Source organism: Type-D symbiont of Plautia stali (assembly GCF_001485335.1).
Lineage (GTDB): Bacteria > Pseudomonadota > Gammaproteobacteria > Enterobacterales > Enterobacteriaceae > Pantoea > Pantoea vagans_C.
Genome location: NZ_BBOC01000010.1, coordinates 1 through 25,722, shown reverse-complemented (window position 1 = coordinate 25,722; position 25,722 = coordinate 1). Strand labels below are relative to the sequence as shown.

The 25,722-nt window shown below is 55.6% G+C and carries 22 protein-coding genes and 1 pseudogene; 17 read left to right on the top strand and 6 right to left on the bottom strand.

The genetic code is table 11. The features are described 5' to 3' along the window. The first annotated feature begins 375 nt into the window (after positions 1-375). Complete coding sequence (bglX, locus tag PSSD_RS05095; RefSeq protein WP_058969807.1) at positions 376-2,673, top strand: beta-glucosidase BglX; 2,298 nt, start codon at positions 376-378, stop codon at positions 2,671-2,673. A gap of 122 nt (positions 2,674-2,795) precedes the next feature. After that, positions 2,796-3,659 (top strand): oxygenase MpaB family protein, encoded by an 864-nt coding sequence (locus PSSD_RS05090; RefSeq protein ID WP_058969805.1) that lies wholly within the window; start codon positions 2,796-2,798, stop codon positions 3,657-3,659. Positions 3,660-3,662: 3 nt separating this feature from the next. Here the strand turns inward: PSSD_RS05090 and PSSD_RS05085 are convergent, their stop codons facing one another. Beyond that, positions 3,663-3,956, bottom strand: a complete 294-nt coding sequence (locus PSSD_RS05085) for a hypothetical protein (protein ID WP_039331049.1) — start codon at positions 3,954-3,956, stop codon at positions 3,663-3,665. A gap of 224 nt (positions 3,957-4,180) precedes the next feature. Here PSSD_RS05085 and PSSD_RS05080 point away from each other — a divergent pair, with 224 nt between their 5' ends. Together PSSD_RS05080 and PSSD_RS05075 are read left to right on the top strand one after the other, a co-directional pair. Then, complete coding sequence (locus PSSD_RS05080) at positions 4,181-5,296, top strand: suppressor of fused domain protein (protein ID WP_058969803.1); 1,116 nt, start codon at positions 4,181-4,183, stop codon at positions 5,294-5,296. Positions 5,297-5,533: 237 nt separating this feature from the next. Continuing rightward, positions 5,534-7,426: pseudogene (locus tag PSSD_RS05075) on the top strand (methyl-accepting chemotaxis protein); the annotation flags it as partial. A 44-nt stretch (positions 7,427-7,470) separates the two neighbouring features. Here the strand turns inward: PSSD_RS05075 and PSSD_RS05070 are convergent. Then, positions 7,471-8,538, bottom strand: coding sequence for a LacI family DNA-binding transcriptional regulator (locus PSSD_RS05070; protein ID WP_039331043.1), 1,068 nt, complete (start codon positions 8,536-8,538; stop codon positions 7,471-7,473). Positions 8,539-8,734: 196 nt separating this feature from the next. Here PSSD_RS05070 and PSSD_RS05065 point away from each other — a divergent pair, with 196 nt between their 5' ends. The 4 genes from PSSD_RS05065 (at position 8,735) to idi (ending at position 13,966) form a co-directional block, all read left to right on the top strand. Continuing rightward, positions 8,735-9,904, top strand: a complete 1,170-nt coding sequence (locus tag PSSD_RS05065; RefSeq protein ID WP_058969801.1) for a Gfo/Idh/MocA family protein — start codon at positions 8,735-8,737, stop codon at positions 9,902-9,904. 10 nt (positions 9,905-9,914) lie between these two features. Further along, a complete protein-coding gene (locus tag PSSD_RS05060; RefSeq protein WP_058969799.1) occupies positions 9,915-10,979 on the top strand; it encodes a Gfo/Idh/MocA family protein in 1,065 nt (354 codons plus the stop codon). Between the two features lie 102 nt (positions 10,980-11,081). Further along, complete coding sequence (locus PSSD_RS05055; RefSeq protein WP_058969798.1) at positions 11,082-12,638, top strand: MFS transporter; 1,557 nt, start codon at positions 11,082-11,084, stop codon at positions 12,636-12,638. 794 nt (positions 12,639-13,432) lie between these two features. Next, on the top strand, positions 13,433-13,966 hold the full coding sequence (gene idi / locus PSSD_RS05050; RefSeq protein WP_039329650.1) for an isopentenyl-diphosphate Delta-isomerase: 534 nt from the start codon (positions 13,433-13,435) through the stop codon (positions 13,964-13,966). 31 nt (positions 13,967-13,997) lie between these two features. Here the strand turns inward: idi and PSSD_RS05045 are convergent, their stop codons facing one another. Continuing rightward, positions 13,998-15,464: an MFS transporter gene (locus PSSD_RS05045; RefSeq protein ID WP_058969796.1), complete on the bottom strand. Its 1,467-nt coding sequence runs from the start codon at positions 15,462-15,464 to the stop codon at positions 13,998-14,000. A 217-nt stretch (positions 15,465-15,681) separates the two neighbouring features. On the opposite strand from PSSD_RS05045, the gene osmF reads away from it, so the two are divergent. Genes osmF through PSSD_RS05025 form a run of 4 tightly spaced genes read left to right on the top strand, consistent with a single transcriptional unit; the run spans position 15,682 to position 19,419 of the window. After that, entirely contained in the window at positions 15,682-16,590 is a 909-nt protein-coding gene (osmF, locus tag PSSD_RS05040) for a glycine betaine ABC transporter substrate-binding protein OsmF (RefSeq protein WP_039329646.1), read from the top strand. A gap of 3 nt (positions 16,591-16,593) precedes the next feature. Continuing rightward, the gene (locus PSSD_RS05035; protein ID WP_058969794.1) at positions 16,594-17,760 is read left to right on the top strand and encodes an ABC transporter permease; all 1,167 of its coding nucleotides are present in this window, start codon (positions 16,594-16,596) and stop codon (positions 17,758-17,760) included. Beyond that, a complete protein-coding gene (locus PSSD_RS05030; RefSeq protein ID WP_058969792.1) occupies positions 17,753-18,688 on the top strand; it encodes an ABC transporter ATP-binding protein in 936 nt (311 codons plus the stop codon). Before PSSD_RS05035 ends, PSSD_RS05030 begins: the two co-directional genes overlap by 8 nt. Continuing rightward, positions 18,688-19,419, top strand: a complete 732-nt coding sequence (locus tag PSSD_RS05025) for an ABC transporter permease (protein ID WP_039329640.1) — start codon at positions 18,688-18,690, stop codon at positions 19,417-19,419. The genes PSSD_RS05030 and PSSD_RS05025 overlap by 1 nt, the downstream gene beginning before the upstream one ends. Here PSSD_RS05025 and PSSD_RS28560 read toward each other — a convergent pair. Both PSSD_RS28560 and PSSD_RS05020 read right to left on the bottom strand, forming a co-directional pair. Continuing rightward, positions 19,400-19,507 carry a YohO family small membrane protein gene (locus tag PSSD_RS28560; protein WP_231568843.1) on the bottom strand — a complete coding sequence of 36 codons (108 nt, stop codon included), beginning with the start codon at positions 19,505-19,507 and terminating at the stop codon, positions 19,400-19,402. The genes PSSD_RS05025 and PSSD_RS28560 overlap by 20 nt on opposite strands. Before the next feature lie 83 nt (positions 19,508-19,590). After that, positions 19,591-20,325 carry a MerR family transcriptional regulator gene (locus PSSD_RS05020; RefSeq protein ID WP_039329653.1) on the bottom strand — a complete coding sequence of 245 codons (735 nt, stop codon included), beginning with the start codon at positions 20,323-20,325 and terminating at the stop codon, positions 19,591-19,593. A gap of 151 nt (positions 20,326-20,476) precedes the next feature. Between PSSD_RS05020 and PSSD_RS05015 the strand changes: the two genes are divergently transcribed. Both PSSD_RS05015 and PSSD_RS05010 read left to right on the top strand, forming a co-directional pair. After that, positions 20,477-21,040, top strand: coding sequence for a helix-turn-helix domain-containing protein (locus PSSD_RS05015; protein ID WP_058969791.1), 564 nt, complete (start codon positions 20,477-20,479; stop codon positions 21,038-21,040). After that, positions 21,037-21,555, top strand: a complete 519-nt coding sequence (locus PSSD_RS05010) for a GNAT family N-acetyltransferase (RefSeq protein ID WP_039329637.1) — start codon at positions 21,037-21,039, stop codon at positions 21,553-21,555. Before PSSD_RS05015 ends, PSSD_RS05010 begins: the two co-directional genes overlap by 4 nt. A gap of 38 nt (positions 21,556-21,593) precedes the next feature. Here the strand turns inward: PSSD_RS05010 and PSSD_RS05005 are convergent, their stop codons facing one another. Then, positions 21,594-22,565: a LysR family transcriptional regulator gene (locus PSSD_RS05005; protein ID WP_058969789.1), complete on the bottom strand. Its 972-nt coding sequence runs from the start codon at positions 22,563-22,565 to the stop codon at positions 21,594-21,596. Between the two features lie 157 nt (positions 22,566-22,722). Here PSSD_RS05005 and argH point away from each other — a divergent pair, with 157 nt between their 5' ends. From argH to PSSD_RS04990, 3 genes are all read left to right on the top strand, one after another. Further along, positions 22,723-24,150 carry an argininosuccinate lyase gene (argH, locus tag PSSD_RS05000; protein WP_058969787.1) on the top strand — a complete coding sequence of 476 codons (1,428 nt, stop codon included), beginning with the start codon at positions 22,723-22,725 and terminating at the stop codon, positions 24,148-24,150. A gap of 10 nt (positions 24,151-24,160) precedes the next feature. Then, positions 24,161-25,039, top strand: coding sequence for an amino acid ABC transporter permease (locus tag PSSD_RS04995; RefSeq protein WP_058969784.1), 879 nt, complete (start codon positions 24,161-24,163; stop codon positions 25,037-25,039). Positions 25,040-25,052: 13 nt separating this feature from the next. After that, positions 25,053-25,722: amino acid ABC transporter ATP-binding protein (locus PSSD_RS04990; protein WP_058969862.1), on the top strand; the 670-nt coding region annotated here is incomplete at its 3' end.

Sequence of the window (25,722 nt, the reverse complement as noted above, 5' to 3'; positions counted from 1 at the left end):
CGTTAACGTTGCGTTTCTACTGTAGCATGCGCCAACCGCATGGTCGCGGTGTGACATCGGTTGCTACCTGCTATCCTCATCTTGTGGCACACTGCCTACCCTTCATACTTCAAGTTGCAGGTGCGTTGGCTACGTGCATTCACCTCAGTCACTTACTTCAGTAAGCTCCTGAGGATTCATGCACTTGCCGCCTTCCTGCAACTCGAATTATTTTGGGTATACCCCTTCAAACTTCAAATTGCAGGTGCGTTGGCTACGTGCATTCACCTCAGTCACTTACTTGTGTAAGCTCCTGAGGATTCATGCACTTGCCGCCTTCCTGAAACTCGAATTATTTTGGGTATATTACGTAGTTACTTAAGAGAACCCGACCTGATGAAATGGATTTACTCTGTTAGCCTCGCTGTTTCCCTTGCCATGCAACCTGCCTTCGCAGATGAGCTGTTTGGCCCCCATCCAATGACTGAACAAGCGCGTGACACCTTTGTGAATCAGCTGCTCAGCAAAATGACCCTCGATGAAAAAATTGGGCAGATGCGCCTGATCAGTGTGGGACCGGATACGCCCAAAGAGGCGGTGCGCGACATGATTCAGCACGGCCAGGTCGGTGCCATTTTTAATACCGTCACGCGGCCCGATATCCGTGTGATGCAGGACCAGGTGATGCAACTCAGCCGCCTGAAAATTCCCCTGTTCTTCGCCTACGATGTGGTGCACGGTCAACGCACTATTTTCCCTATTCCACTCGGCCTGGCGGCCAGCTGGGATCTGGATGCGATTGGCGAAGTCGGCCGTATTTCAGCCTATGAGGCCGCCGACGATGGCCTGAACATGACGTGGGCACCGATGGTGGATGTGTCGCGTGAGCCACGTTGGGGCCGTGTGTCCGAAGGTTTTGGCGAAGACACCTTCCTGAGCGCGCAGATGGGCAGCGCCATGGTGAAAGCGATGCAGGGTAAAAGCGCCGCCGACCGTTATTCGATCATGACCAGCGTCAAGCACTTTGCGGCCTATGGTGCGGTAGAAGGGGGTCGTGATTACAACACCGTGGACATGAGCCCACAGCGCTTATTCCAGGACTATCTGCCACCCTACAAAGCGTCACTGGATGCCGGTAGCGGCGGGGTAATGGTGGCGCTCAACTCACTGAACGGGACACCTGCAACGGCGGATAGCTGGTTGCTGAAAGACCTGCTGCGCGGGGAATGGAAGTTCAAGGGCATCACCATTAGTGACCACGGCGCCATCAAAGAACTGCTGAAACACGGTGTGGCCAGCGACCCACAGGACGCGGTGCGTATTGCGCTGAAATCTGGCATCGATATGAGCATGAGCGACGAGTACTACAGCAAATATCTGCCTGGCCTGGTGAAAAGCGGTGCCGTGAGTATGGCGGAGATTGATGATGCCGCGCGTCACGTGCTGAACGTCAAATATGACATGGGACTGTTTAACGATCCTTACAGTCATTTAGGCCCGAAAGGCAGCGACCCGCAGGACACCAACGCCGAGAGCCGACTGCATCGTGCTGAAGCGCGTGACGTGGCGCGTAAAAGTATCGTGCTGCTGAAAAACTGGCATGAAACGCTGCCACTGAAGAAAGGCGCAACCGTGGCGCTGGTCGGCCCGTTAGCGGATAGCCAGCGCGACATTATGGGCAGCTGGTCAGCGGCGGGCGTGGCTAAGCAATCCATCCCTCTGTTGCAAGGCATGAAGAATGCGATGGCAGGCAAAGGCACCTTGCTGTATGCCAAGGGTGCCAACATCACCGACAACAAAGGCATTCAGGACTTTCTCAACCTGTATGAGCAGGCGGTCAGCGTCGACAAACGTTCGCCACAGGAATTGATTGATGAAGCCGTTGCTCAGGCGAAGAAAGCCGATGTGGTGGTGGCCGCCGTCGGTGAAGCGCAGGGTATGGCGCATGAAGCCTCCAGCCGCAGCGATTTGGTCATCCCGCCAAGCCAGCAAAAGCTGCTGGCAGCGCTGAAAGCCACCGGCAAGCCGTTGGTGATTGTGCTGATGAACGGCCGTCCGTTGACGGTGGTGAATGAAGATCGTATCGCGGATGCGATGGTAGAGACCTGGTTTAGCGGCACCGAAGGCGGCAATGCCATCGCTGACGTGCTGTTTGGCGACTATAACCCATCGGGCAAGTTGCCGATGTCCTTCCCGCGTTCAGTGGGCCAGTTGCCGATTTACTACAACCACTTGCCAACCGGTCGCCCGTATAATTTCGCCAAGCCTAACAAGTACACGTCGCACTATTACGATGCGGTGAACGGTCCGCTTTATCCGTTCGGTTATGGTTTGAGCTACACCACCTTTACGGTGTCGCCTGTGAAGATGTCCGCCAAAACCATGCCGCGTAACGGCATGGTAGAAGCCAGCGTCACGGTGACCAACACCGGCAAGCGTGATGGCGCGACGGTGGTGCAGATGTATCTTAACGATCCGGTTGCCAGCATTAGTCGTCCGGTGCAGGAGCTGCGTGGCTTCAAGCGCATTATGCTGAAAGCGGGCGAATCGCAGACCGTGAGCTTTAAGATTGATGTGGATGCATTGAAATTCTGGAACCAGAAAATGCAGCTCGTCGCCGAACCGGGCAAATTCAACGTGATGATTGGCCTGGATTCCGTGCGGACTGAAGATGGCCAGTTTGATTATTTATAATCATTAACAGTTTGCACCTCCTGTAGCGGCGCGATTTATCGCGCGATGAATCGCGCCGCTACACATCGCAGTATATGATATACCTCAGCCATTCCTGCCAACGGGCACAACCACCAATCACCATGAACCTGCGCAAACGCATCGAACAGCAAGTCTTTCGCCTTAACGGTCTGTCACTTAACGAATTTGATATCTCGCAACCGCCTGGCGATCCTGGCTTGTTTGGGCCGGATCATGTTATCTGGCGTGTACACGGCGACTTTCCCTCGATGTTGTGTGGCGGTATCAGCGCGTTGATGCTGCAAATGCTGCATCCGGCCGCGCTGGCAGGGGTGTGGGATCACTCTAACTTCCGCCAGGACATGCTGGGACGCCTGCGTCGCACCAGCCAGTTTATTGCCGTGACCACCTTCGGCAATACGGTGGATGCCAACATTCTGATTGAACGCGTCAAACGTATTCATCTGCGGGTTACCGGCATTGATAATGCGGGCCAACCCTATGCCGCCAGCGATCCGCATCTGCTCACTTGGGTACACGTGGCGGAAACCAGCCGCTTCCTCGCGGCGCATCTGCGCTACAAAAATCCGCATCTCAGCCACGCCGATCAGGATCGTTACTACCATGAAGCCGCGCTGATTGCGGAGGCGCTCGGGGCGCAACAGGTGCCAAAAAGTGTTAAGGCGGTGGAGGATTATCTGCAGGCGATGCGTCCAGAACTGATCTGTGATGAACGCACGCGAGAAGTGATGCAACTGCTGATCAACGCTCCTGCACCTTCGTGGCAGGCGAAACCGGCCATGGAAGTGATGTTAAAAGCGGGTATGGGGCTATTACCGGACTGGGCGCAACAGCAGATTCAGCATCCGATTGGTCGCTTCACTCAGTGGCGGGTAGATAAAGAGATTGCCGTGATTGCCGGACTGCTGCGTTGGTCAATTCAGCGCGGTGCTTACGCCCGTGCGATGCAACGCATGGGGCGCTGAGGGTTACAGGTGAAGCTCATCCTGCTTTTTGGTGTAGGTACGCGGTGTGCGGGCTTCGCGTTTTAAGGTCAGTTGGCGCTGCTGATAATGATGCAACAACATGCCCAGTCCCAATCCTATCAGTGCCAGCGGCAGCAAACTGTAATAGATATCAATCGGTAACAACACCAGCAGTGCGACGCCACCCAGCAAAATGGTTAACGCCGACATCACCCACGTGTAGCGAATAAACAGCCACACCAAAATCGCGAATATGACAACGTCACGCAGATTCAAATCGAGATTTTGCAGCACCATATCGGCCATTCCACAAGGGTTAATGCGCTGACAATAGCATGCGAGACGGCAAAAGAATCACGAATTAATGTGATGTCTAAAAGTGTAATCTGTTGCTATTCATTAGCATCTCTCAAGATTTCTGTTAGCACTTTGAGAGTTTTACCCTTGTGTCACGTGGTGCGAGTGTCGATCCTGCTCTATTCTCAGGGAAAATGGATCCCTCAAGGCTTTGTCGAGGCGTTATGACACACCAACCTCTGATTGCTGAGGTGCCTAATCAGCAAAATACACTTACTGCCATCGTCGAACAGGATGCGCGTACCGCCTATTTCTATATCTGGCCGAACGATCTGTTTCGCAGCCAGTATGCCGTGCGCGGTTGCTGGCTGCGCAACCTGTTGCCCGCCCCGGCGCGCGAAGATCGTGAAGCGATGGAGCAGGGCATTGCACCGCTGCTCAGTGCGGAATATTGCCGTACGCTGGAAGCGGAGCCAATGCTCGATCCTGCTGGTTTACAAATCCTGTGGGAGCCGAGCGATGACGGTGCCGCGCTCTGGTATTACGGCCAGTTGCTGGCGGTGATCCCCGGCTGGAGCCTCTATCAGGACAAGCAGGTCAGCTTCTCTGCGGGCTGCATCAAAGAGAATCGCCTTACCGCACCCCTCGGCTCTGCTTCCACCAATGATTACTATGCGCGCGCCGAGCAACAGCGCCATTTCTGGCGAGACTGGCATGATGGCCAGCTGTGGGACAGCGTGCAGCGCGATGTGATGCAGTGCTATCAGGCGCAGTTTGGCGAGTCGGTGAAGTATTACGCCATCGACCAGGGCAACTGGCCGCCGATGGCGATTTCTCAGCACTGGCACAATGGCGTTTGGTATTTTCTCACCCTTGGTATGGCGATCCGTCCGATGCCGCAAGTGGATTATCTGTTTGATGAGCTGGCACCGCAGTATCGCCGCGTGGAATTAGCGATGGCAGTGGATGGCGAAGTGATGACGGAAGCCAATGCTGTACAGATGGCGAGTGCGCTGGCAGAGTTCGCCCACCTACCATGGGCGCGCCTGACGTGGATTGGCGAAGGGCATACGCTGGCATCCGAAGTGGCGCCAGTAGGCTTTGAGAGTTTCCTGCTGGCGAATGACCTGGCACCGGAAGCGGCACAATTCCGTTTGCCAAAGCGTGATGGCGATCGCCCCAATTTGCTGTGGGCCACGCCGATCACTGAAGCAGAACGCCAGTTTGCCCAGTCTGATGAACGCGGCGGCCAGCAGTTGCTGCAGCGTTTACAGGCTGACGGGAATAATCACGTGTTCCGACCGCGTCAGGAAGTGGTGGATTCCCCATCTTCTCAATGAAGTCTATTTGAACTTTGTAGGGGCGTGCCTTGGCACGCCCTCTGTCGGCACGGGCGGCCTACAATTGGAAGCGACACAAATTCCTCATTCCACCGACTAAGCGCAGCGTTAGTCACCAACCTAATGATCACCTAAATCAACTATTTGCATTTTTGTGATCTGCCTCACCTCAAGTTCCGCTTTAACACGCCGTTAACCTCGATCAGGCAACTCGCCAACCAGGGTAAGGGCACATCGATGTTAAAAACTACACAATCTCGTTTTACCGCGACGTTGGTCGCATTTTTCGTGGTCCTGATGCTGGTTACCGTGGTGGTGATCAATCAGTTTATTGCTCCGCAACTGAGTCAAAACGAAAGCCGTTTGGTCCGCTATGAAGTTGATGGTCTGGCCGGGCGCATCGTTGAACAGATGAACCGTGTGCAGGCACAACAGCGCGCGATCACGGAGGCGGCTGGCGTGATGGACAGCGCCGCCATCGACACCTTACTGCCTGCGTTGGTGAACCAATACCAAGACAGCAACGTTTTTGGTGGCGGTATCTGGCCACTGCCCAATCGTCGCGATCCCGCGAAAGAGAAGGACAGTTCATTCTTTGCGCGCAATGCCAGCAATCAGTTGCAGGTCAACACATACTGGAACTCTGATGCGGCGGATAAATACTGGGAACAACCCTGGTACAAAGACGGTATGGCGGCAGCAAAAGGGCAGTGTGCCTGGGCGAAAGCCTACCAGGATGCTGCCAGCCCGCAGCCACGCACCAACTGCGCCATGGCGATTTATCGTGATGGCACGGTGTGGGGAGTGGCGACTATCGACGTCACACTCGGCTTCTTTAACCAGCTGGCAAAACAGATGGGTGATGCGATTAAGGGACGTGTGCTGATCGTGGAAGCCGATGGCAAAGTGGTGGGTAACGCCGCGCTGCTGGACGGCACGCCGAAGCTGGAAAACCTGTCCGATACCCAGTTGCCAATGGCGTCTGCGTTGAAAGGTTTACTGGCGCAGGCGGGAACACAGCCAACCCAAACGACTTTCAAAGGTGAAGATGGTGAACACACCTTGTTCCTGCAGGCGATTGCGGGCAGTCCGTGGTATCTCGCCAGCGATGTGCCTTCCAGCCTGCTGGACGCGCAAACACACAGCATGCTGACGCGGCTTGGCCTGGTGCAGATCCCACTGGCAGTTATTCTGCTGCTGGTGCTGCTCGGTTTCGTGCGCGCGATGATGAAACGCCTGAGTCTGTTGCATCGCAACATTGAAGCGCTTTCAACGGGCGGCGCCGATCTCACCCAGCGCTTACCTGCCAGCAATAGCCCGGAATTCAATGCGGTGGCGGAGAGTTTTAACCAGTTCATTGCGTATCTGCAGGGATTGATGCGTCAGGTCGGCGACAGTGCTTTAGCCATCACCGCCGCCTCGCGTGAAATCGCCAGCGGTAATGCGGATTTGTCTGCACGCACCGAATCGCAGGCCAGCTCGATTGTGCAAACGGCAGCTTCGATGGAGGAGTTGACCGGGACCGTGCGTCAGAACGCCGATAACGCCACGCATGCTAATCAGCTGGCAGACGGTGCCTCGCAGGTGGCCGCGCGGGGTACCGACGTGGTGCGCCAGGTGGTCAGCACCATGGGCGCGATCAACCACTCATCACGCAAGGTGGTGGATATTATCAGTGTGATTGACAGCATTGCCTTCCAGACCAATATCCTCGCACTGAATGCTGCAGTTGAAGCGGCGCGCGCGGGTGAGCAGGGGCGTGGCTTTGCCGTGGTGGCGTCGGAAGTGCGTAATCTGGCCCAGCGTTCGGCTAACTCCGCGCGCGAAATTAAGAAGCTGATTGAGGAGTCGGTGGCCAACATCGATACCGGTAGTCAGCTGGTTGAGCAGGCCGGACAGACCATGGATGAGCTGATGCAAGGCGTTAGCAGTGTGACAACGCTGATGAGCGAAATCATGTCTGCCAGCCGCGAACAGAGCATGGGGATCGAGCAGGTTAACGTGGCGATCACGCAACTGGATGGCAGCACGCAGCAGAACGCTGCACTGGTGGAGCAGGTCTCCGCTGCGGCCCATGCGATGGAAGAGCAGAGCGTGCAGCTGGAATTGGTGGTGCAGAGCTTTAAGCTGGTAAGGGGGGGCGGGGCGATGTTAATCATCGCCCCGTGCCAATATCACGTAAACGCGTTCCGAATCTCTTCACGCGCCGCATGGCGTGTGGCATTGGCGACGGTGCCGCGATCCACCAATTTCCCCTGCAACAGCAAATTGTAGATTGATGACTGCGGGCGATTGAGGCGGTTCTGGATCAACTGTATCGCCTCATAACCCAATTCGCGGCAGGGCACGGCGAATCCCGTAATCGGCATTTCAGGTGATCCCTCCAGGCGGCTCGCCAGATCGGTGGTCATCAGCGACATATCCTCGGGCACGCGTAAACCGCGTGACAGCAATGCCTTTTGTACGCCAGTAATGATCCCTTTACCGCCGGGCAGAATCACATCTGGCCACTGTTCACGAGGATGCGCATCCAACCATCGATGTAAGGCAGCTTCGGTGTCTTGGGATGAGTAAGCCTCAATCACGATCAAATCATGCTGCGAATTAAACGGCATATGAAAGTGGCGATAGGCGTCTTTGATTCCTTCCAGCCGCAGAAACAGTGTCTCACGGCGCAGACAGGTCACGGTCAATACGCGACGATGGCCCTGTTCAAACAGATGCTGCATAGCGCTAAAACCAATTGCGCGATGATCGGGAGAGACCGCATCCAGCCTCATATCTTTATCCCGCGAGTTGATCAATACACAGGGCTTATCCAGCGATGCCGCGAGGCTGAAAATGGCTTGATCGTCGGTGCCGATAATGATGATGGCGCTGATATTTTTTGCGCCGGCTTTCTCCAGAAACAGCTTCACATCGGCGCGTTGCTCCTCCAGCGGACAGTAGCTGATATGCACATCGTGTGATGCACAGGCCTCGGCGATGCCGCGTGTCACTTCGAGATAGAAGTGGTCCCCGCGCGGGGTAAAGGTGCGGGCGGGCGCAAACACCACAATGCCATTGATCAGCAGCCGGCCACTCATCATTTCGTGTAAGACGCCGAGCCGACGTGCGCAATTTACGATGGCATCACGTGCCTTATCGCTGGTGTAGGATTTCCCGCTCAATACGCGCGAAACGGTGCTAACCGAGTAGCCGGTTATTGCTGAAATTTCGTCCATTTTGAGCTTGCCAGCCATAATGTGATCCCCATCCCAATCAATTTTTGCAAATTTTTGCAGACGCAGTGGACTGATATTAATACTGTTTTACATTTGGTTCACAAACATCCGCACCGCTCTGCGAGCATTCTCACAAAAACAGTTTGTCCCCTCCGCCGTGCTTTTTTATGTTCCTCGCAGACACCTCAATAGCGGTCACAGGCGGAGAATCACGATGTTAAAAATTGCGATAGTGGGCATGGGCAATATTGCCAATTCACATATCCAGGCATTTTTGCAGTTTCCTGAGCGCGGCAAAATTGTCGCGGTAGCGGATGTGTATCCGGAAAAAGCGCGCGAGAAATTGCAGCGTTACGGCCTGCACGATGTGCGTGTTTATCGCGATCACCAGGAGATGTTGGCTGAAGGGGCTGACATTGACGTGGTGGATGTCTGCACGCCGCCCTACGTCCATGCGGAGAACACGATTGCGGCGCTGCAGGCCGGGAAACATGTGCTGTGTGAAAAACCGATGGCGGCCTCGCTGGAGGAGTGCGATGCAATGATCGCCGCGCAAAAAGCCAGCGGGAAAATATTGTCGGTGGTGGCACAGAACCGCTTCACTGACGCTTTCTGGCGGCTGAAGGCGGCCGTGGATTCCGGGCTGGCGGGCAAAATTTGTCATGCACAAGTGGACTCCTTTTGGTGGCGTGGTCACGCCTACTATGACTTGTGGTGGCGCGGTACCTGGGAAAAAGAGAGCGGCGGCTGCACCCTCAACCATGCGGTACACCATATCGATGCTATGCAGTGGATGCTCGGCGCGCCGAGTGAAGTGGTCGCCATGATCGGCAACGTGGCGCACGACAATGCCGAAGTTGAGGATCTCAGCGCGGCTATTTTCCGTTATCCCAACGGCACCCTGGCACAACTCACCGCTTCGGTTGTGCATCACGGTGAAGATCAGAAAATCGTGCTGCAGGGTGAAAAAGCGCGACTCTCTGCTCCGTGGAAAGCGGTGGCTATGCAGGCGGCTGAGAACGGTTTCCCTGAGAAAGAGAACAACCAGGCGCTGGAGAGTGAGCTAGAACGTTTCCATGCGGATACGCCACCGCTGAAATGGACGTTACATGCAGGACAGGTGGATGACTTCTTCTCCGCCATCGAACAACAACGGGCACCGCTGATTGATGGCGAGCAGGGTAAGCGATCGCTGGAGCTGATCACCGCCATTTATAAATCGGCTATCACCAAAAGCACTGTCTCCTTGCCAATCCCGAAGGATGACGCCTTCTATCGCACCGGCGGGCTGATCGCCCATGCGCCGCACTTCTATGAAAAACAGGCTTCGGTGGACAATTTTGCCGACGTCGATGATATCCCACTGGGCAAAAACTTTGCGTGAGGACACAACCATGAATAAGCAGGATGGCATGAACTACGCGCCGCAAGGCAAACCGCAGCCGGTGGTGCAGCCGGGGGAATTCGTGATCGCAGCGGCAGGGCTCGATCACGGCCACATTTACGGCATGTGCAATGGTTTAACCGAAGCCGGCGCCACGCTGAAATGGGTGTTTGATCCCGATCCCGCCAAAGTGGATAAGTTTGTGCAGCAATATCCGCAGGTGCAGGTGGCAGACTCGCTGGAAACGCTGCTGGCGGACCCGCAGGTTCAGCTGGTGGCGGGGGCGGCGATCCCGTCACAACGCTGTGCACTGGGGCTGAAGGTGATGGCGGCAGGCAAAGATTACTTTACCGACAAAGCGCCGCTCACCAGTCTTGAACAGCTGGAAGATGCGAAAGCGATGTGCGCCAAAACCGGGCGCAAGTATGCGGTTTATTACAGCGAACGTTTACACGTTGAGAGCGCGGTGTTCGCCGGACAGCTGGTGGAAAGCGGGGCTATCGGTCAGGTGGTACAAACACTGGGCACCGGCCCACACCGTGAAGGCACTGGACGGCCAGACTGGTTCTATCAACGTCGTTATTTCGGCGGCATTCTGTGCGATATCGGAAGTCATCAGATTGAACAATTCCTCTATTACACCGGCAACAGTGATGCCACCGTCGTGGCCAGCCAGGTGCGCAATTTCCGCCATCCGCAACATCCGCAATTTGAAGACTTTGGTGATGCCATGCTGGCCGGAGAGAACGGCGCGACCGGCTATTTCCGCTGCGACTGGTTCACGCCAGACGGCTTATCCACCTGGGGCGATGGTCGTATGACGCTGCTCGGCACCGACGGTTATATCGAGATTCGTAAATATACCGACCTGACACGTGGCGAGCAGGATGTGGTGTACCTGGTGAATAAAGAGGGGGAATTCCGCTATGCCGTGTCAGGCGAAGTGGGTTTTCCCTTCTTCGGGCAACTGATTAAAGACTGCATTCATCGCACCGAACACGCCATGACCCAGCAGCATGCGTTTAAAGCCGCGGAGTTGTGCGTTAAGGCGCAGATGTTAGCCAACGCGGGATAACGCCTCCCTTTTTACGTTGATTTCCAATTCTGTTGATAACAACAGCGGCAGGGCATTGCACCTTGCCGTTATTACACCCCTACCAGAACAGGAATCGGATCGATGGTTAAACCTACAGAACGTCGCGTCGGTTATGGTGTAGCAATAGGCTACGGATTAACTGACTTATTTGGCGGCGGTGCCTTTGCGGTGATTGGTACCTGGCTGCTGTTTTTCTATACCACCTACTGCGGATTATCGGTATTTGAAGCCGGTTCGATATTTGCTATTGCCCGCGTGATCGACGCGATATTAAGTCCGATTATGGGTTATATCACCGATAATTTCGGCAATACCTGGCTGGGGCGTAAATTTGGTCGCCGCCGCTTCTTTATTTTGATCTCCTCACCGTTAATGCTGCTGTATGGCGCACTCTGGGTGACGGATATGGGCTACTGGTATTATCTGGGCACCTATCTTACGATTGAATTGCTCTCAGCGATGATACTGGTGCCGTGGGAAACCCTGTCATCCGAGATGACCAATCGCTTCAGTGAGCGTACCCGTCTTTCCGGTGTTCGCCTGATGTTCTCCGCGCTTGGCAGTTTCCTCGCGGTTTCTGTGCCGGGGGTGATCATGTCCTACACCGGTAAAGACAATGCCATCACCTTTACCCTGACCGGGGTGATTTTCTCGGTAATTTATTGCATCGCCGTGTTTATTACCTGGCTGACCACCTGGGAGGCAAAGGATATTCAACCGGAGGAGGATGTCGCGCAACGATCCGCACGAAGTGGCAGTTTGGGTTCGCACCTTAAATTTCTGTTTGTGGATTTGGCGTCGTCATTCAAAATCAAAGCGTTTCGCCAGCATTTGCTGATCTATATCTGCTCATTTACCGCGATGGACGCCTTTTTGGCGGTCTTTACCTATTTCGTGATTTACGGTCTCAAGCAGGATGCTTCATTAGCCTCACTGCTACTGAGTAATATGATGTTTATGTCTATCCCCGGCACCTTTATTTTTATGATGTTGCTAGGGCGATATAACATGACGCCTTCTAATGCGCTGAGGATCTGCTATCTCAGTATCACCGCCATCTTCGTTCTGCTGTTTGCTGTCTATTTGTGGCAGTGGCAGATACCGACGCTGCTGTTCAGCACGCTATTTCTCTTCCTCGGGATTGTGCGTGCAGGGCTGTTTTACATCCCGTGGAATATTTACAGCTTTATACCGGATATCGATGAGATGGTGACCTGCAAACGACGCGAAGGCATTTTCGCGGGCGTGATGGTGCTGACGCGTAAAAGCTCGGTTGCCATCGCCATCTTTATGATCGGCATCGTGCTGCAAGAGAGCGGATTCGTGAAGGGCAATGGCGCACAACCTGAGAGTGCCATTCATGCGATTGTCGGGCTAATGGTGTTCGTCACCAGCGCATTGCTGGCGGTGAGTTTCTGGCTGACCTTTAAGTTCAAGTTGACCCAGCGTAGCCACAAGTTGTTGATCAAAGAAGTGGCGCGCCGCAAGTTGGGCGGCGCCCCCGCGCACTGCGATGCAGAAACCCGCGTGGTGATTAAAGACCTCACCGGATATTCCTATGACGAGGTGTGGGGGGCGGGGCATAAGAAAACAACCAGTGAGCCGGTGATCATTCAGAGCGTTAAATTAAAAGAGTAGGGACATAAAGCAGGGCATCATGCTGCTTAATCAAGCGCTTTTGGGTCGCCATAAATGGCGTAGTGCTTGTCAGTTAAGCGACAGACGATAACGCCGTCTGGGGTCGCACCGGGGCAGGCGGTCCTCACGCCGCTACGCGGTACCTTCACTTCATTCGTCTGCCTTACGGACCGGTGCCGATGGAACATCCATGTTCCAGCGCCACCTTTCGCCCGCGTCCTGCGGGCTCTCCTGGCATACTCACGCCGTTCAGCGCTGCGGATGCCTGCCCCGATGCGACCCCAGCCGGCTCATTAGCTTCAGTGCGACTTGTTAAAAAGGGCACATTGTCTGAGGCTATGACGCCTCTGCTGCCCCCTCTGGGTTATCCGCAGCGCTGAGACTTTTACGTTGTGCCAGGAGCCCCACGCGGGGAGGCGTGGGGCAGTTCGCGGCCGACCATGGATGGTCATCCGCGAACGGTCCGTCCGGCACGACGTGGAAGTCGAAGGTACCGCTTTAGCGGCGCGAGGACGGCCCAGAGGGGGCAGTAGTGGCGGCAGAGCCCGCACTGAAAAGACAGGCCACTTATCAATAAGCAGCCTGAGTTCTTAACTGACGAGCATTAAGCCATAAATGGTGACCCTACAACGATCCTGTGCGCACACCTGGCGCATCGTTGCAAATTTTCCGCTATTTGCCTTATGGCTGCTAAGCTTATCTTCATCGCGCCAGCGCACGGAATGTGCGCGATTTCCTCAGATTCAGGCTCAGAGGTTGTGTACAATAGCTGAGAATTTTCCGAAGGAGTTGTCATGCCCGCCATTGAAGTTATTCTCGTCGACCACCTCGATCGTCCCACCGGCAAGATGGAAAAGCTGGAAGTACATGAGAAAGGATTACTGCATCGTGCGGTGACGGTCTACGTGTTCAATTCGCGCCATGAACTGCTGCTGCAGCGCCGTGCAAACGGCAAATATCACTGTGGTGGCTTGTGGAGCAACACCTGTTGTGGTCATCCTTACCCACAGGAGTCGACGCGCGATGCCGCAGAACGTCGCTTGCGTGAAGAGATGGGTATGCAGTTAGCGCTGACCCCTGTATTCGAATTGAGCTACAACCTGCCGCTCAGCAATGGTTTAACCGAGCACGAATACGGTCATGTGTTCTTCGCCATCAGCGATGTTGAGCCGCAACTCAATCCGGAAGAAGCGGATGCCTGGTGCTATCGCTCGATTGCGCAGATTCAGCAGGAAATGCAGGATGATCCTGAGCAGTTTACGCCTTGGTTCCTGCACACCTTCCCACGCATCCCCAATACCCTTGGCGACTTCCGCCTGACTGCATAAAAAAACGCCCCATGCATGGGGCGTCGTCATTCTAGCTAAAGTCTTCCGCATCGACATCGTAGCCTGAGGGTTCCCAGCGAATCGCCAGCAGAGCCAGCAATCCGATCAACGGAGCAAGGAAGATCACCCAAAATACCCCAGTGCCAAATGCGGCGACCAGTAGCGGGAAAACAAACAGCGACACGGTGGAACTGCCGCGCATCAGCGTCTGGTTAAAGCCAACGCCGACGCCACGCAGTGAAGCCGGATAGCTCAGTGAAGCGAACGTCATGGTGTGCGAGCCCGGCCCAAATCCCTGACCAAACAGGAACAGCGCCAGCATGGCGATGGCAACGGCGGCCTGTTCACCGCCTTCAGGACGGCCAATCAAAGCCAGTCCGAGCAGTGCAATACACTGGCAGCTATATCCCGCCACTGACATCTTCCAGGCACCGAGACGCGGCACCAGACGCACGGCCAGCAATCCGCCGACAAACGCAAACAGCAGGTTGAGCGCCAGCGACACCAGAATGGTGGTCAGCATCGATTGGGCGAAGAAACTCGAAATGATCACCGGCAGGCCAAACGCCACCGCGTTATAGGCGAACGATGAAGCAATAGAGGTCACCGTGGCTAAAATCGTCCGGCGTCGATAGACACCCTGAAGCAGCGCGCCATAGTTGCGCCAGCTGGCCTTGCGTACCGGTTTGGCCTGGGTTAAATCGGCATCATCCGCCACCTGCGCGTTGATGTTGTAGGAGCGTTGCAGGATCTGTGCTGCCCCCTGCAGGTTGCCCTGATTCGCCGCCCAGACCGGAGATTCACTCATATAACGGCTGCGAATCGCGATGATCAACAACGCGGGAACCGCGCCAAAACCAAGAATCAAACGCCACAGCCAGTCGGTGTGACTCTCCGGCAGCACCGCATACAGCAGTAACACCAGCAGATAGGAAATACTGATTGCCGCATACCAGGTGGGGCACCACATCGCCACACTGGCCGCCTTATTGCCCTGTCCGCGCAGTTTGGAAAACTCCGCCAGAAACGCCATCGCCACCGGCAAATCAATGCCGACCCCCAACCCCATCACGAAGCGCGCACCGCCTAACACATATTCGTTCGGCGCAAAGGCGCAGGCCAGCGCAGCGACCACGAAGAAGAACATATCCGCCATAAAGACGCGGTAGCGGCCGATTTTATCCGTGAGATAACCGCCGATCAGGGCGCCGACAATCGCGCCGAAAGTGATGGCCGAGGCCACCATACCGGTGCCGGTGGGGGTGAGATTAAATTCGCGCGTGACGTCTTTGATGCCAAAGGCCAGTGCGCCGAGGTCGTACGCATCAAGAAACACGCCGCCCAGCGCGATAGCGACCACAATGCGCGCGTTACTGCGCGATTCATTGCTGTTATTGACAAGATTCGACACGTCAGCCGCGCTGCGAATCCATTTTGTTTCGCCTGATGGCGTATTCCCTGCCAGCGCGACGTGCGCCGGAGAAGCTAAGTCGGACATGATGTTATGTATTTTATTGTAAAGAGTGGGCCTATGAGAATAATCCCCAGTCAACGCTTTAAAAATTCCATTTGGTTATAAGTCCTTCGTTACGGTTATAAACAATGCGCAATTCATAGCAGAAAAAGCTCGAACTGCGCGGCTTGACCACCCCCATCTGGTTTCGCCAGGCTACGCTTGATAGTCACACAGCGAAACATAAGCAGAGGAAAGCGGCATGATTAAGCAGGGTTTATTGGGGATGATCGCGTTAGCGATGAGTGTGGGCGCGGCTAACGCTGCTGATCCGGTCAAGGTGGGATCGAAAATCGATACCGAAGGTTCGCTGCTGGGGAACATTATCCTGCAGGTTCTGGACAAACACGGAGTGAAAACCGTCAACAAAATCCAGCTCGGCACTACCCAAGTGGTGCGCGGCGCGATTACGGCGGGTGAACTGGATATCTATCCGGAATACACCGGTAACGGCGCATTTTTCTTCAACGATGAGAAAGACGCCGCCTGGAAGAATGCACAACAGGGCTACGAGAAAGTGAAAAAGCTCGATGCCGATAAAAACCATCTGGTCTGGCTGACACCCGCCCCAGCCAACAACACCTGGACGATTGCGGTGCGTGGCGATGTGGCGCAGAAAAACAATCTTCACTCCCTCGACGACCTCAGTGCTTACCTGAAAAAAGGCGGCACTTTCAAGCTGGCCGCGTCCGCGGAATTTATCGAACGCAGTGACGCACTGCCCGCCTTTGAAAAAGCCTATAACTTCAAGCTGGATCAATCGCAGCTATTGTCGCTGGCGGGCGGGGATACCGCGGTGACCATCAAAGCGGCGGCGCAGCAAACGTCGGGCGTCAATGCGGCGATGGCGTATGGCACCGATGGTCCGGTGGCGGCGCTGGGTCTGCAAACCCTGAACGATCCTAAAGGTGTGCAACCGATCTATGCACCGACGCCGGTGATTCGCGCCAGCGTGCTACAACAGTATCCAGATATCGCCAACTGGCTGCAGCCGGTGTTTAGCAAGCTGGATGAGAAGACCTTGCAACAATTAAACGCGCAGATTGCGGTTGAAGGTCAGGATGCCGGCCAGGTCGCGCAGCAGTGGTTGCAGCAGAATAAGTTGCTGTAAGCAGTGCCGCCTCTGTTGCTTAGACCGCGCCAGCAGCCGGTGCTGCTGGTGCTTACACTGCTGATCACGCTCGCCCTGTTTGCACTGCCGTTGCTGAGCTTTGCGGCGAATCGTCTGGTCTCGGGGCAGCCGCTGATGCTGTGGCAGGTAGCGCAATCCTGGTGGTTGCTGCTGCCGTTGCTGGTGCTATGGCTGGGATTGTGGTGCCAGCCGCATCGTTACCCTCTGCTTGTGGCCATGCTGGCAGCTGAAGTCATGCTGGCGTTGTTGGTGGGTATCGCCGGGCATGCCGCGAGCGCCCTGGCGAATGGCGGCAGTCCGCTGGCGCGTACCGCGTTGGGCAGTGGTTTATGGTGTGCCGCCGCGCTGGCGTTACTCCTGGCGGCTGAGGTCATCCGCCAACTGGCTGCCAGCACGCCCTGGCGCATTCTGCTGAATCTGCAAATCTGGCTGGTGCCGCTGGTATTGTTGCTCAGCGGGCACCTCGATCACTTATCTCTGTTAAAAGAGTACGCCAACCGTAAGTCGGTGTTTGATGCGGCCTTTAGCCAGCATCTGCTGCTGTTGGGTGGCACGCTACTGCCGACATTAATGCTTGGTGTACCGCTAGGGTTGGTGATTGCCCGACGGCCACACTGGCAAAGTGCCGCCTTCAGCGTGTTAAACCTGATTCAAACCATTCCTTCTGTTGCACTTTTTGGTCTGCTGATCGCGCCGTTAGCCGGTTTGGCTTCTGCCTTCCCGGTGCTGGCGAGCTGGGGTATCAGCGGAATTGGCACCGCCCCGGCGCTGATCGCTTTGGTGCTCTATGCGCTATTGCCGTTGGTGCGCAGCGTGGTGGCCGGATTACAGCAAGTGCCACAAGAGGTGCGTGAAACCGCGCGCGGTATGGGGATGAGTGCGCTGCAACAATTCTGGCATGCAGAACTGCCGCTGGCGCTGCCGGTGTGGCTATCGGGTTTGCGCGTGGTGGTGGTGCAAACCGTGGGGCTGGCGGTGGTGGCAGCGCTGATTGGTGCCGGAGGATTTGGCGCGATTCTGTTTCAGGGATTACTGAGTAGCGCACTGGATTTGGTCTTGCTGGGCGTGATTCCGGTGGTGGCGCTGGCGGTGATGTTTGATGCCGCATTGCGTTTACTGTCGGCACTGTTGGAGAGGTCACATGATTGAATTTCACCAGGTCAGCAAAGTGTTTGCTGGCAAAACGGCGGTGCGAGATCTGACGCTGCATATTGAGAAAGGCAGTTTTACCGTATTAATTGGCACGTCCGGCTCGGGCAAATCCACCACCCTGAAGATGATTAACCGGCTGGTGGAACATGACAGCGGTGAGATCCGGTTCAACGGGGAAGCCATTGAGCGTATGGATGCGCGCGCCTTACGCCGCCGTATCGGTTATGCCATCCAGTCTATTGGGCTGTTCCCTCACTGGAATGTGGCGAAAAATATCGCCACCGTGCCCGCTTTACTGGGCTGGCCGCAGGCGAAAATTAATCAGCGCGTGGAGGAGTTGCTGGCATTGTTGAATCTGGACGCGCATCTGGCATCACGGTTTCCGCATCAACTCTCTGGCGGACAGCAACAGCGAGTCGGGGTAGCGCGTGCGCTGGCCGCCGATCCGGAACTGTTATTGATGGATGAACCCTTTGGTGCACTCGACCCGGTGAATCGTCAGGCACTGCAGCAGGAGATGCTGCGTATTCAGAAGCTCTCGGGGCGAACCGTGGTGCTGGTGACGCATGACATTGATGAAGCCCTCACGCTGGCCGATCGGTTGGTGCTGATGGACGGTGGAGAGATTGTTCAGCAGGGCAAACCCATCGAACTGTTGACGCAGCCGGCCAATGATTTCGCGCGTGCCTTCTTTGGCCGCAGTGAGTTGGGCGTGCGATTGCTCGCGTTGGGACGCGCAGGCAGTGCGGCTCGGCGAGGAGAGTGGCTGGAGGGCGAACCGATTGCTGCGGCACTCACGCTGCGTGAAGCGTTGTCGCAATTTATCGCCCGACGCACAGATAAGTTGCCGGTGGTGGATCAACATCAGCAGCCGCTTGGTGTGCTGCATTTCAGCGATCTGCTACGCCAGCGGGAGGCGGGGTAATGCGTCTGTTGCGCGATCCACTCTACTGGTTGCTGGCCGCGTTTTTGCTGCTGCTGTGGGGATTACCGCACAGTGGACCGCTGTTCGCCCACTGGTTCCCGCAACTGGATCGGCCGCTGTATCAGCAGGAGAGTTTTTGGCAGTTGGCGTTGGCACATCTTTCATTGGTGTTGAGTGGCAGCATGCTGGCGCTGGTGGTCGGGGTCGGCTGTGCGGTATTTGCCACGCGTCGCGCCGGACGGGCTTTTCGTCCGCTACTGGAGACGTTAGCAGCAGCCGGGCAAACCTTTCCACCGGTGGCGGTGTTGGCGATTGCGGTGCCGGTGATGGGTTTTGGCGCGACGCCCGCGATCATGGCACTGTTCCTTTACGGACTGCTACCCATTCTGCAGGGCACGTTAGCGGGATTAGACAGCGTGCCGGCCAGCAATCGCGAAATCGCTATCGGGCTGGGCATGGGGCCCTGGCAACGTCTGTGGCAGATTGAACTGGCGCTGGCGGCTCCGGTGATCATGGCCGGAGTGCGTACTTCGGTGATGATCAACATCGGCACGGCGACCATTGCGTCTACCGTGGGCGCGGAGAGTTTAGGCTCGCCGGTGATCATCGGACTCAGCGGCTTTAACACCGCCTATGTCATTCAGGGGGCCGTGCTGGTGGCGTTACTGGCGTTAATCTGCGATCGCGTATTAGAGCGCGTGCAGAGAACACTCAGTGGCTGGGAAGGATAAGGCTGTAACCAACCAACATCATGCCGCCCATGCCGCCAATGGCCATCACGGCAAACAGGGTGCCGATGAAAATTTTATTCCAGTTCATAATGGAAACCTGAGTAAAGTCATGGAGTGCGGCATGATAGCGCGCACACCCGGCGAGGCAAAGGCCGAGTGTGCGATTTTTCGTTAAGCGGGATCGTGGATGTGGATGGAAAATCCTTGCGCCTGCCAGTGTTCAAACTGCTCTAACTGACGGCGCGTCGGCTTTTTACCTGTCCAGATAAACAGATTTTGGCCGGGAAAAAGCTCAGGGCGTGGCATATCCAGCGGTTCGGCTAACACATCCATGCGCCAACCCTGTTGCGATAAGCGCCAGGCTTCCAGCCAGATGCGTGTGCGATCTTCGACACCCCAGCCAATCATTAACGCATCTTTGCCGGCTTTTTTCCGTCCACTGGCCAGGCAAAAGGTCACGTAATCTATCAACGCACCATCCAACAGGCTGCACATGGTGCGCGCGGTGTTTTGGTCGAGACCAAGGCGTTGACGCACAGGCACAAAAATGTGATCGATCAACGCATCCACTGGATGTTCGCGGCCAATCGTGGCGATTTTGGTGCGTAATTTGGCGGGGCGAACATGTCGCAGCACGCCCATTAACTCTTCCTGCAGCGCGCTCCAGCCATCATGCGCATTCACGGTTTCGCCTTCCAGTAAGGCTTTGACCTTACCGACAGGCACACCACTCTCTATCCAGCGTTTGATCTCTTCAATACGCTGAACATCTTCGTCATCAAACTGACGATGTCCGCCTTCGGTGCGCTGGGGTTTAAGTAAACCGTAACGGCGCTGCCAGGCGCGCAGTGTTACCGGGTTGATTCCACAGCGCTCGGCAACATCACCGATACTGTATAAGGCCATAGCGTCCTCAAAAATTCTGACCTGCATTACAACACCTTAACCGTCACGCTTGGGTTGTACAACTCTTTTGTTCCTGTACAACTTGACCCAGTGCACGATTTCAGGTCTTATCTCAAGTGTGAGATTTAATTCCCATAAATGAGAGGTGACGATGTCTGTGTTAAATACGGAAGACCGACTGGCCGCCCGACTGGCCGAGTTGCGGGTACAACGTGGCTGGTCGTTAGACGAGTTGGCAATGGCGACAGGCATCAGTCGTGCCTCATTGTCGCGCATTGAACGCGCCGAAACCAGCCCGACAGCCGCTTTGCTTAACCGACTGTGTGTGGCTTACGGCTTAACCATGTCGCGTTTGCTGAGTGAAGTGGAAGAAGAGTCGGCGCTGCTGTTGAAAGCCAGCGACCAGACGGTCTGGCACGATGAAGCCAGCGGCTATCAGCGTCGCAGCGTGTCGCCACCTGCCAGCCAGTTCAAAGCCGAAGTGGTGGAGTGCGTGCTACAGCCCGGTGCGCGTATTGAGTACAACGCGCCCCCGGTGCAGGGACTGGAACAACACATCTGGCTGCAATCTGGCGAGTTGACGTTCACCATGGATGAACAGCGTTGGACTTTACAGGCGGGTGACTGCCTGCGCTTCCATCTCACGGGGAAATCCTCCTTTGAAGCGCATCCTGAAGGGGGCGCGCGTTACCTTTTGGTGGTGTGTAAGCCATGATTGAGATCGAACAATTAAGCGCGACGCAAGCCCAACCTCTGTTGGCGGCGTTAACCGATGTGTTGCAAGGGTGCGTGGCAGACGGCGCCAGCGTGGGATTTATTGATGCAGCCGATCGTGGTGCGATGGAGCGCTTTTGGCAGGATAAGATCTTCAGCCTGGCCAGCGGCGATAATCAACTGCTGGTGGCCTGGCAGCAGGGCGTGATCGTGGCAACGGTGATGGTGGGATTCAGTGCGATGCCGAATGGACGCCACCGCGCGGAGATCAGCAAACTGCTGGTGCACCCTGATGCCCGGCGCCAGGGGATTGCCCGTCGCTTGATGCAGCACGCCGAGCAGTTGGCCACAGGGCAGGGTAAAACGCTGCTGGTACTGGATACGCGCAGCGGCGACGTGGCAACCGATCTCTATTTATCGATGGCATGGCAAATCGCGGGATCGATTCCCTATTATGCGGAGTCGACCGAAGGGGCTCTGGATGCAACGACGGTGATGTATAAGTGGGTCAAATAACGGGTTGAGAGGGTCAGACCGCAGTGATCTGCACCATCTCAGTGCGCGCCAGCTGCCTCACCCAGCCCCAATGCCTGCATAAACAGCCGGATAATCGGATTAATTTTCCGGCCTTTCTTAATCAGCAGGCAGAAGGGATTTTCACGCCGCACTGATTCATCACCCAACTCACAGAGCTGACCGCGTGCAATAAAGGGCGCGGCATAATGCTCCGGCAAATAACCAATAAAGTGACCGGTTAAAATCAGCATCGCGACAGATTCAACCTGCACGGCCTGAGCACCGCTGTCCTGCAACGGAATGATGCGGCGGTCATCACGCGGGGTGACATATAAATGATTAATAATCTTCTGCTCACGTAATGTTTCCACTGATACTTTTTTATCACAAGAGCCAGAATATAAAGGATGTGACATGGAGCAATATAATTTTGAATATTCTTTATAAAGTGGGAAGTAATCAAAATCATTTTTCATTTCATAAACAGGGGCGATGCCGCAATGAAAACGCCCTTCACTGATACCGCGCTCAATATCATCTAATTGCGCGGTCTGTAATCGAATCTGTACTTTTGGTGCATTCTGGTGCAGTTGCTGCACCGCATCGGTGACCGGCGATTGCGGGTCGGTGATCGTGTTATCCACCACACAAATGGCGATATCACCCAGCAACTCATTACGGCTGTTGTGCAGGCGCTCACGGAACAGATTCAGCGAGACAAACAGTTCAAGCGTGGCCTGATAGACGTTGATACCGTACTGCGTCAGCTCAAAACCTTCGCGCCCACGGCTGCACAACGTCATGCCGAGGCGAATCTCCAGATCGGAAACTTGTTTGCTGATCGCCGCCAGACCAATATTCAATTCGTGACTGGCTGCAGTTAATCCACCGGCTTCCACCACGCACTTAAATACCCGCAGTAATTTTAAGTCGATATTACTCAGTGCCAGAACCGCATTATCGCCGCGATTATTCACATTGTTTCCTGACTGGGAAACTTTACTTTCCATCTTTGCTATTCAACTCCGGAATAATTGCGGTGAAAGTACAGTGAACCTGAAATATGACGTATTTACCAGCTTGGCAATGAAATAAGTTTTTATTATCGCTGCTGAGATATCCATATCTTTTTCATATCGCTGAAGATTATCTGTAAGGGGAAATAGCATGTCTGATAATGCCGAACTGTTATGGGGCGCGCGTTTTAAAGCGGCACCAGCGGCCAGTTTAACCGCGCTCTCACGTAGCCCGGATTATTACTTTGCCTTGGCACCTTACGATCTGGCGGGCTGCCGGGCACATGCACGTGAACTGGCACGCGGTGATCTGCTGAGCACCGACGAACTGAGCACCATGCTGACGGCGATAGACGCGCTGGATGCGGATTACCGTGCGGGAAATCTGCATCCCATCGCGGCGGATGAAGACGTGCATACCTTTATCGAACGCGCGCTAACCGAGCGTTTAGGGCCACTGGGCGGTAAACTGCGTGCTGGCCGTTCACGCAACGATCAAACCGTTAACGATTTACGCCTCTACCTGCGCGATAACGGTCGCAAGGTGGTCACGGCGCTACTGGCATTGCAACAATCGCTGGTTGAGCAAGCCGCGCAACACACCGAGAGCGTCGCACCGGGCTTCACCCATTTACAGCAAGCCCAGCCTATTGTCTTCGGCCATCAACTGCTGGCGCATGCGCAATCGTTCTCTCGTGATATCGAACGTATGCAGGACTGGGATCGCCGTAGCGCACGCTGCCCATTGGGTGCCGCAGCGATGGCGGGATCGGCAATTGCGCGCCAGCCAGAACAGGCAGCTGCCGACCTCGCTTACCTGGCACCTTGTGAGAACTCGATTGATGCCGTCGCCAGCCGCGATTACGCCGCAGAATTCCTGTTTGTCACCAGCATGATCGGCATCAACCTGTCGCGTCTGTGCGAAGAGGTGTGCATGTGGGCCTCTCGCCAGTTCCGCTGGGTCGAGTTGCACGACAGCTACGCCACCGGTAGCTCAATCATGCCGCAGAAGAAAAACCCCGATATTGCTGAGCTGACACGTGGTCGCTCAGGCCGTTTGGTCGGCAACCTGATGGCGCTGCTCACCACCATGAAAGCCATGCCACTCTCCTACAACCGCGATCTCAGTGATGACAAGCGCAACGTGATTGATGCCGTAGACACGCTGCTGCTGGTACTGCCAGCGATGGCGGGCATGATGTCGACGTTGAAATTCAACACCGATGTGATGCGCGATCAGGCACCCGATGGCTTCACGCTGGCGACCGAAGTGGCCGACTGGCTGGCGATGCGCGGCGTGCCGTTCCGTGAAGCGCATGAAATCACCGGTCAACTGGTACAGCTGTGCGAGCAGGAAAATTGTGGCTTGTCCGATCTGAGTGATACGCAGTTGCAGGCGGTGGATGCGCGTTTAACGCCGGATGTGCGCAGTGCATTGACGTTAGAAGCAGCGCTGGCGGCCCGCAGTGGCTACGGCGGCACCGCTCCAGCACGTGTGCGCGAGCAACTGGCCCGCCTGCAAACCCTGATGCAGGACCAGCAGCGCTGGACCGAAGATTACGCTGGCCCGCGTGCCTGAGGAGTCATCTATGTCGCAATCCACCCCGGTAGAACCCAGCCTGAATAACAGTCGCGAGCAGATGCACTACGATCTTGACCGCTATCAGGTGGTGCCGCGTCGTTACTACGGCCGTATCACCGCCTCCGTCGTCATCCTGATCTTGCTAGGGTTGCTGGTGAATGCCTTCGCACACGGCAATATCGAATGGTCGTTTGTTGGCCAGTTCTTTACCGCGCAGGCCATCCTCAACGGTGTGGTTAACACCTTGATCATGTCCGTGCTGGCAATGGGGCTGGGCGTGTTGTTCGGGGTGATCACCTCGATCATGTATATGTCGCCGAACCCGGTGCTGCACTACATCGCGGTGGGCTACGCCTGGATCTTCCGCGGCACGCCGCTGATTCTGCAACTTCTGCTGTGGTTCAACCTCGCGCTGGTGTTTCCCACTATCAGCATTCCCGGCGTGTTCAGCGTGCAAACCGTCACCATCATGACGCCCTTTCTGGCGGCGTTGCTGGGCCTGAGTATCAACCAAGGGGCTTACACCTCGGAAGTGGTGCGTGCCGGTTTGCTGTCGGTGGATACCGGGCAATACGAAGCCGCAAAAGCCATCGGGATGCCACGTCTGCAAGCGCTGCAGCGCATTATTTTGCCACAGGCGATGCGCGTGATACTGCCGCCCGTGGGTAACGAATTCATCAGCATGATCAAGACCACCAGTCTGGCGAGCATGATCCAGTACTCGGAACTGCTCTACAACACGCAAACCATCTACTTCGCCAATGCGCGCGTGATGGAACTGCTGTTCGTGGCGGGCATCTGGTACCTGATTGTGGTGACCGTGCTGTCATTTGGTCAGAGCCAGTTGGAACGCTACTTCTCACGCGGCCATCGCCAGCGTCAGTAATTGGGAGTGAGACATGAGAAACATCGTGCGCGCCGTCAAGGTGAACAAATATTTCGACCAGTTCCACGCCTTGAAGGATGTCAGCCTTGAGGTCAATTACGGCGAGGTGATGTGCATCCTCGGCCCATCGGGATCGGGTAAGAGCACCTTTTTACGCTGCATCAATCAGTTGGAGAAGGTCGATCAAGGCGGAATCTGGGTTGACAACGAACTGGCGGGTTATCGCATTGCCGGCAACAAGTTACATGCACTGAGCGACAAGCAGATTGCACGTCAGCGCCTGCAAACCGGCATGGTGTTCCAGCGCTTCAACTTGTTCCCGCACAAAACCGCGCTGGAGAACATCATCGAAGGACCCTGCCGTGTTTTGCTGCGTCCGAAACGTGAAGCCAGTGAAGAGGCCATGGCACTGCTGGATCGGGTTGGGTTGGCGCACAAGGCGCATGACTATCCGCAATCGTTATCCGGTGGGCAGCAGCAGCGGGTGGCGATTGCCCGTGCACTGGCAATGAAACCGAAACTGATGCTGTTCGACGAGCCAACGTCAGCGCTGGATCCGGAAATGGTCGGTGAAGTGCTGGCGGTGATGCGTCAGCTGGCAAAAGAGGGCACTACCATGCTGGTGGTCACGCACGAAATGGGCTTTGCCCGTGAGGTGGCTAATCAGGTGGTGTTTATGGATG

Coding starts and splice junctions, on each gene's coding strand:
- bglX (WP_058969807.1), top strand. CDS start 376: ATGAAATGGATTTACTCTGTTAGCCTCGCTGTTTCCCTTGCCATGCAA.
- PSSD_RS05090 (WP_058969805.1), top strand. CDS start 2,796: ATGAACCTGCGCAAACGCATCGAACAGCAAGTCTTTCGCCTTAACGGT.
- PSSD_RS05085 (WP_039331049.1), bottom strand. CDS start 3,956: ATGGTGCTGCAAAATCTCGATTTGAATCTGCGTGACGTTGTCATATTC.
- PSSD_RS05080 (WP_058969803.1), top strand. CDS start 4,181: ATGACACACCAACCTCTGATTGCTGAGGTGCCTAATCAGCAAAATACA.
- PSSD_RS05070 (WP_039331043.1), bottom strand. CDS start 8,538: ATGGCTGGCAAGCTCAAAATGGACGAAATTTCAGCAATAACCGGCTAC.
- PSSD_RS05065 (WP_058969801.1), top strand. CDS start 8,735: ATGTTAAAAATTGCGATAGTGGGCATGGGCAATATTGCCAATTCACAT.
- PSSD_RS05060 (WP_058969799.1), top strand. CDS start 9,915: ATGAATAAGCAGGATGGCATGAACTACGCGCCGCAAGGCAAACCGCAG.
- PSSD_RS05055 (WP_058969798.1), top strand. CDS start 11,082: ATGGTTAAACCTACAGAACGTCGCGTCGGTTATGGTGTAGCAATAGGC.
- idi (WP_039329650.1), top strand. CDS start 13,433: ATGCCCGCCATTGAAGTTATTCTCGTCGACCACCTCGATCGTCCCACC.
- PSSD_RS05045 (WP_058969796.1), bottom strand. CDS start 15,464: ATGTCCGACTTAGCTTCTCCGGCGCACGTCGCGCTGGCAGGGAATACG.
- osmF (WP_039329646.1), top strand. CDS start 15,682: ATGATTAAGCAGGGTTTATTGGGGATGATCGCGTTAGCGATGAGTGTG.
- PSSD_RS05030 (WP_058969792.1), top strand. CDS start 17,753: ATGATTGAATTTCACCAGGTCAGCAAAGTGTTTGCTGGCAAAACGGCG.
- PSSD_RS05025 (WP_039329640.1), top strand. CDS start 18,688: ATGCGTCTGTTGCGCGATCCACTCTACTGGTTGCTGGCCGCGTTTTTG.
- PSSD_RS28560 (WP_231568843.1), bottom strand. CDS start 19,507: ATGAACTGGAATAAAATTTTCATCGGCACCCTGTTTGCCGTGATGGCC.
- PSSD_RS05020 (WP_039329653.1), bottom strand. CDS start 20,325: ATGGCCTTATACAGTATCGGTGATGTTGCCGAGCGCTGTGGAATCAAC.
- PSSD_RS05015 (WP_058969791.1), top strand. CDS start 20,477: ATGTCTGTGTTAAATACGGAAGACCGACTGGCCGCCCGACTGGCCGAG.
- PSSD_RS05010 (WP_039329637.1), top strand. CDS start 21,037: ATGATTGAGATCGAACAATTAAGCGCGACGCAAGCCCAACCTCTGTTG.
- PSSD_RS05005 (WP_058969789.1), bottom strand. CDS start 22,565: ATGGAAAGTAAAGTTTCCCAGTCAGGAAACAATGTGAATAATCGCGGC.
- argH (WP_058969787.1), top strand. CDS start 22,723: ATGTCTGATAATGCCGAACTGTTATGGGGCGCGCGTTTTAAAGCGGCA.
- PSSD_RS04995 (WP_058969784.1), top strand. CDS start 24,161: ATGTCGCAATCCACCCCGGTAGAACCCAGCCTGAATAACAGTCGCGAG.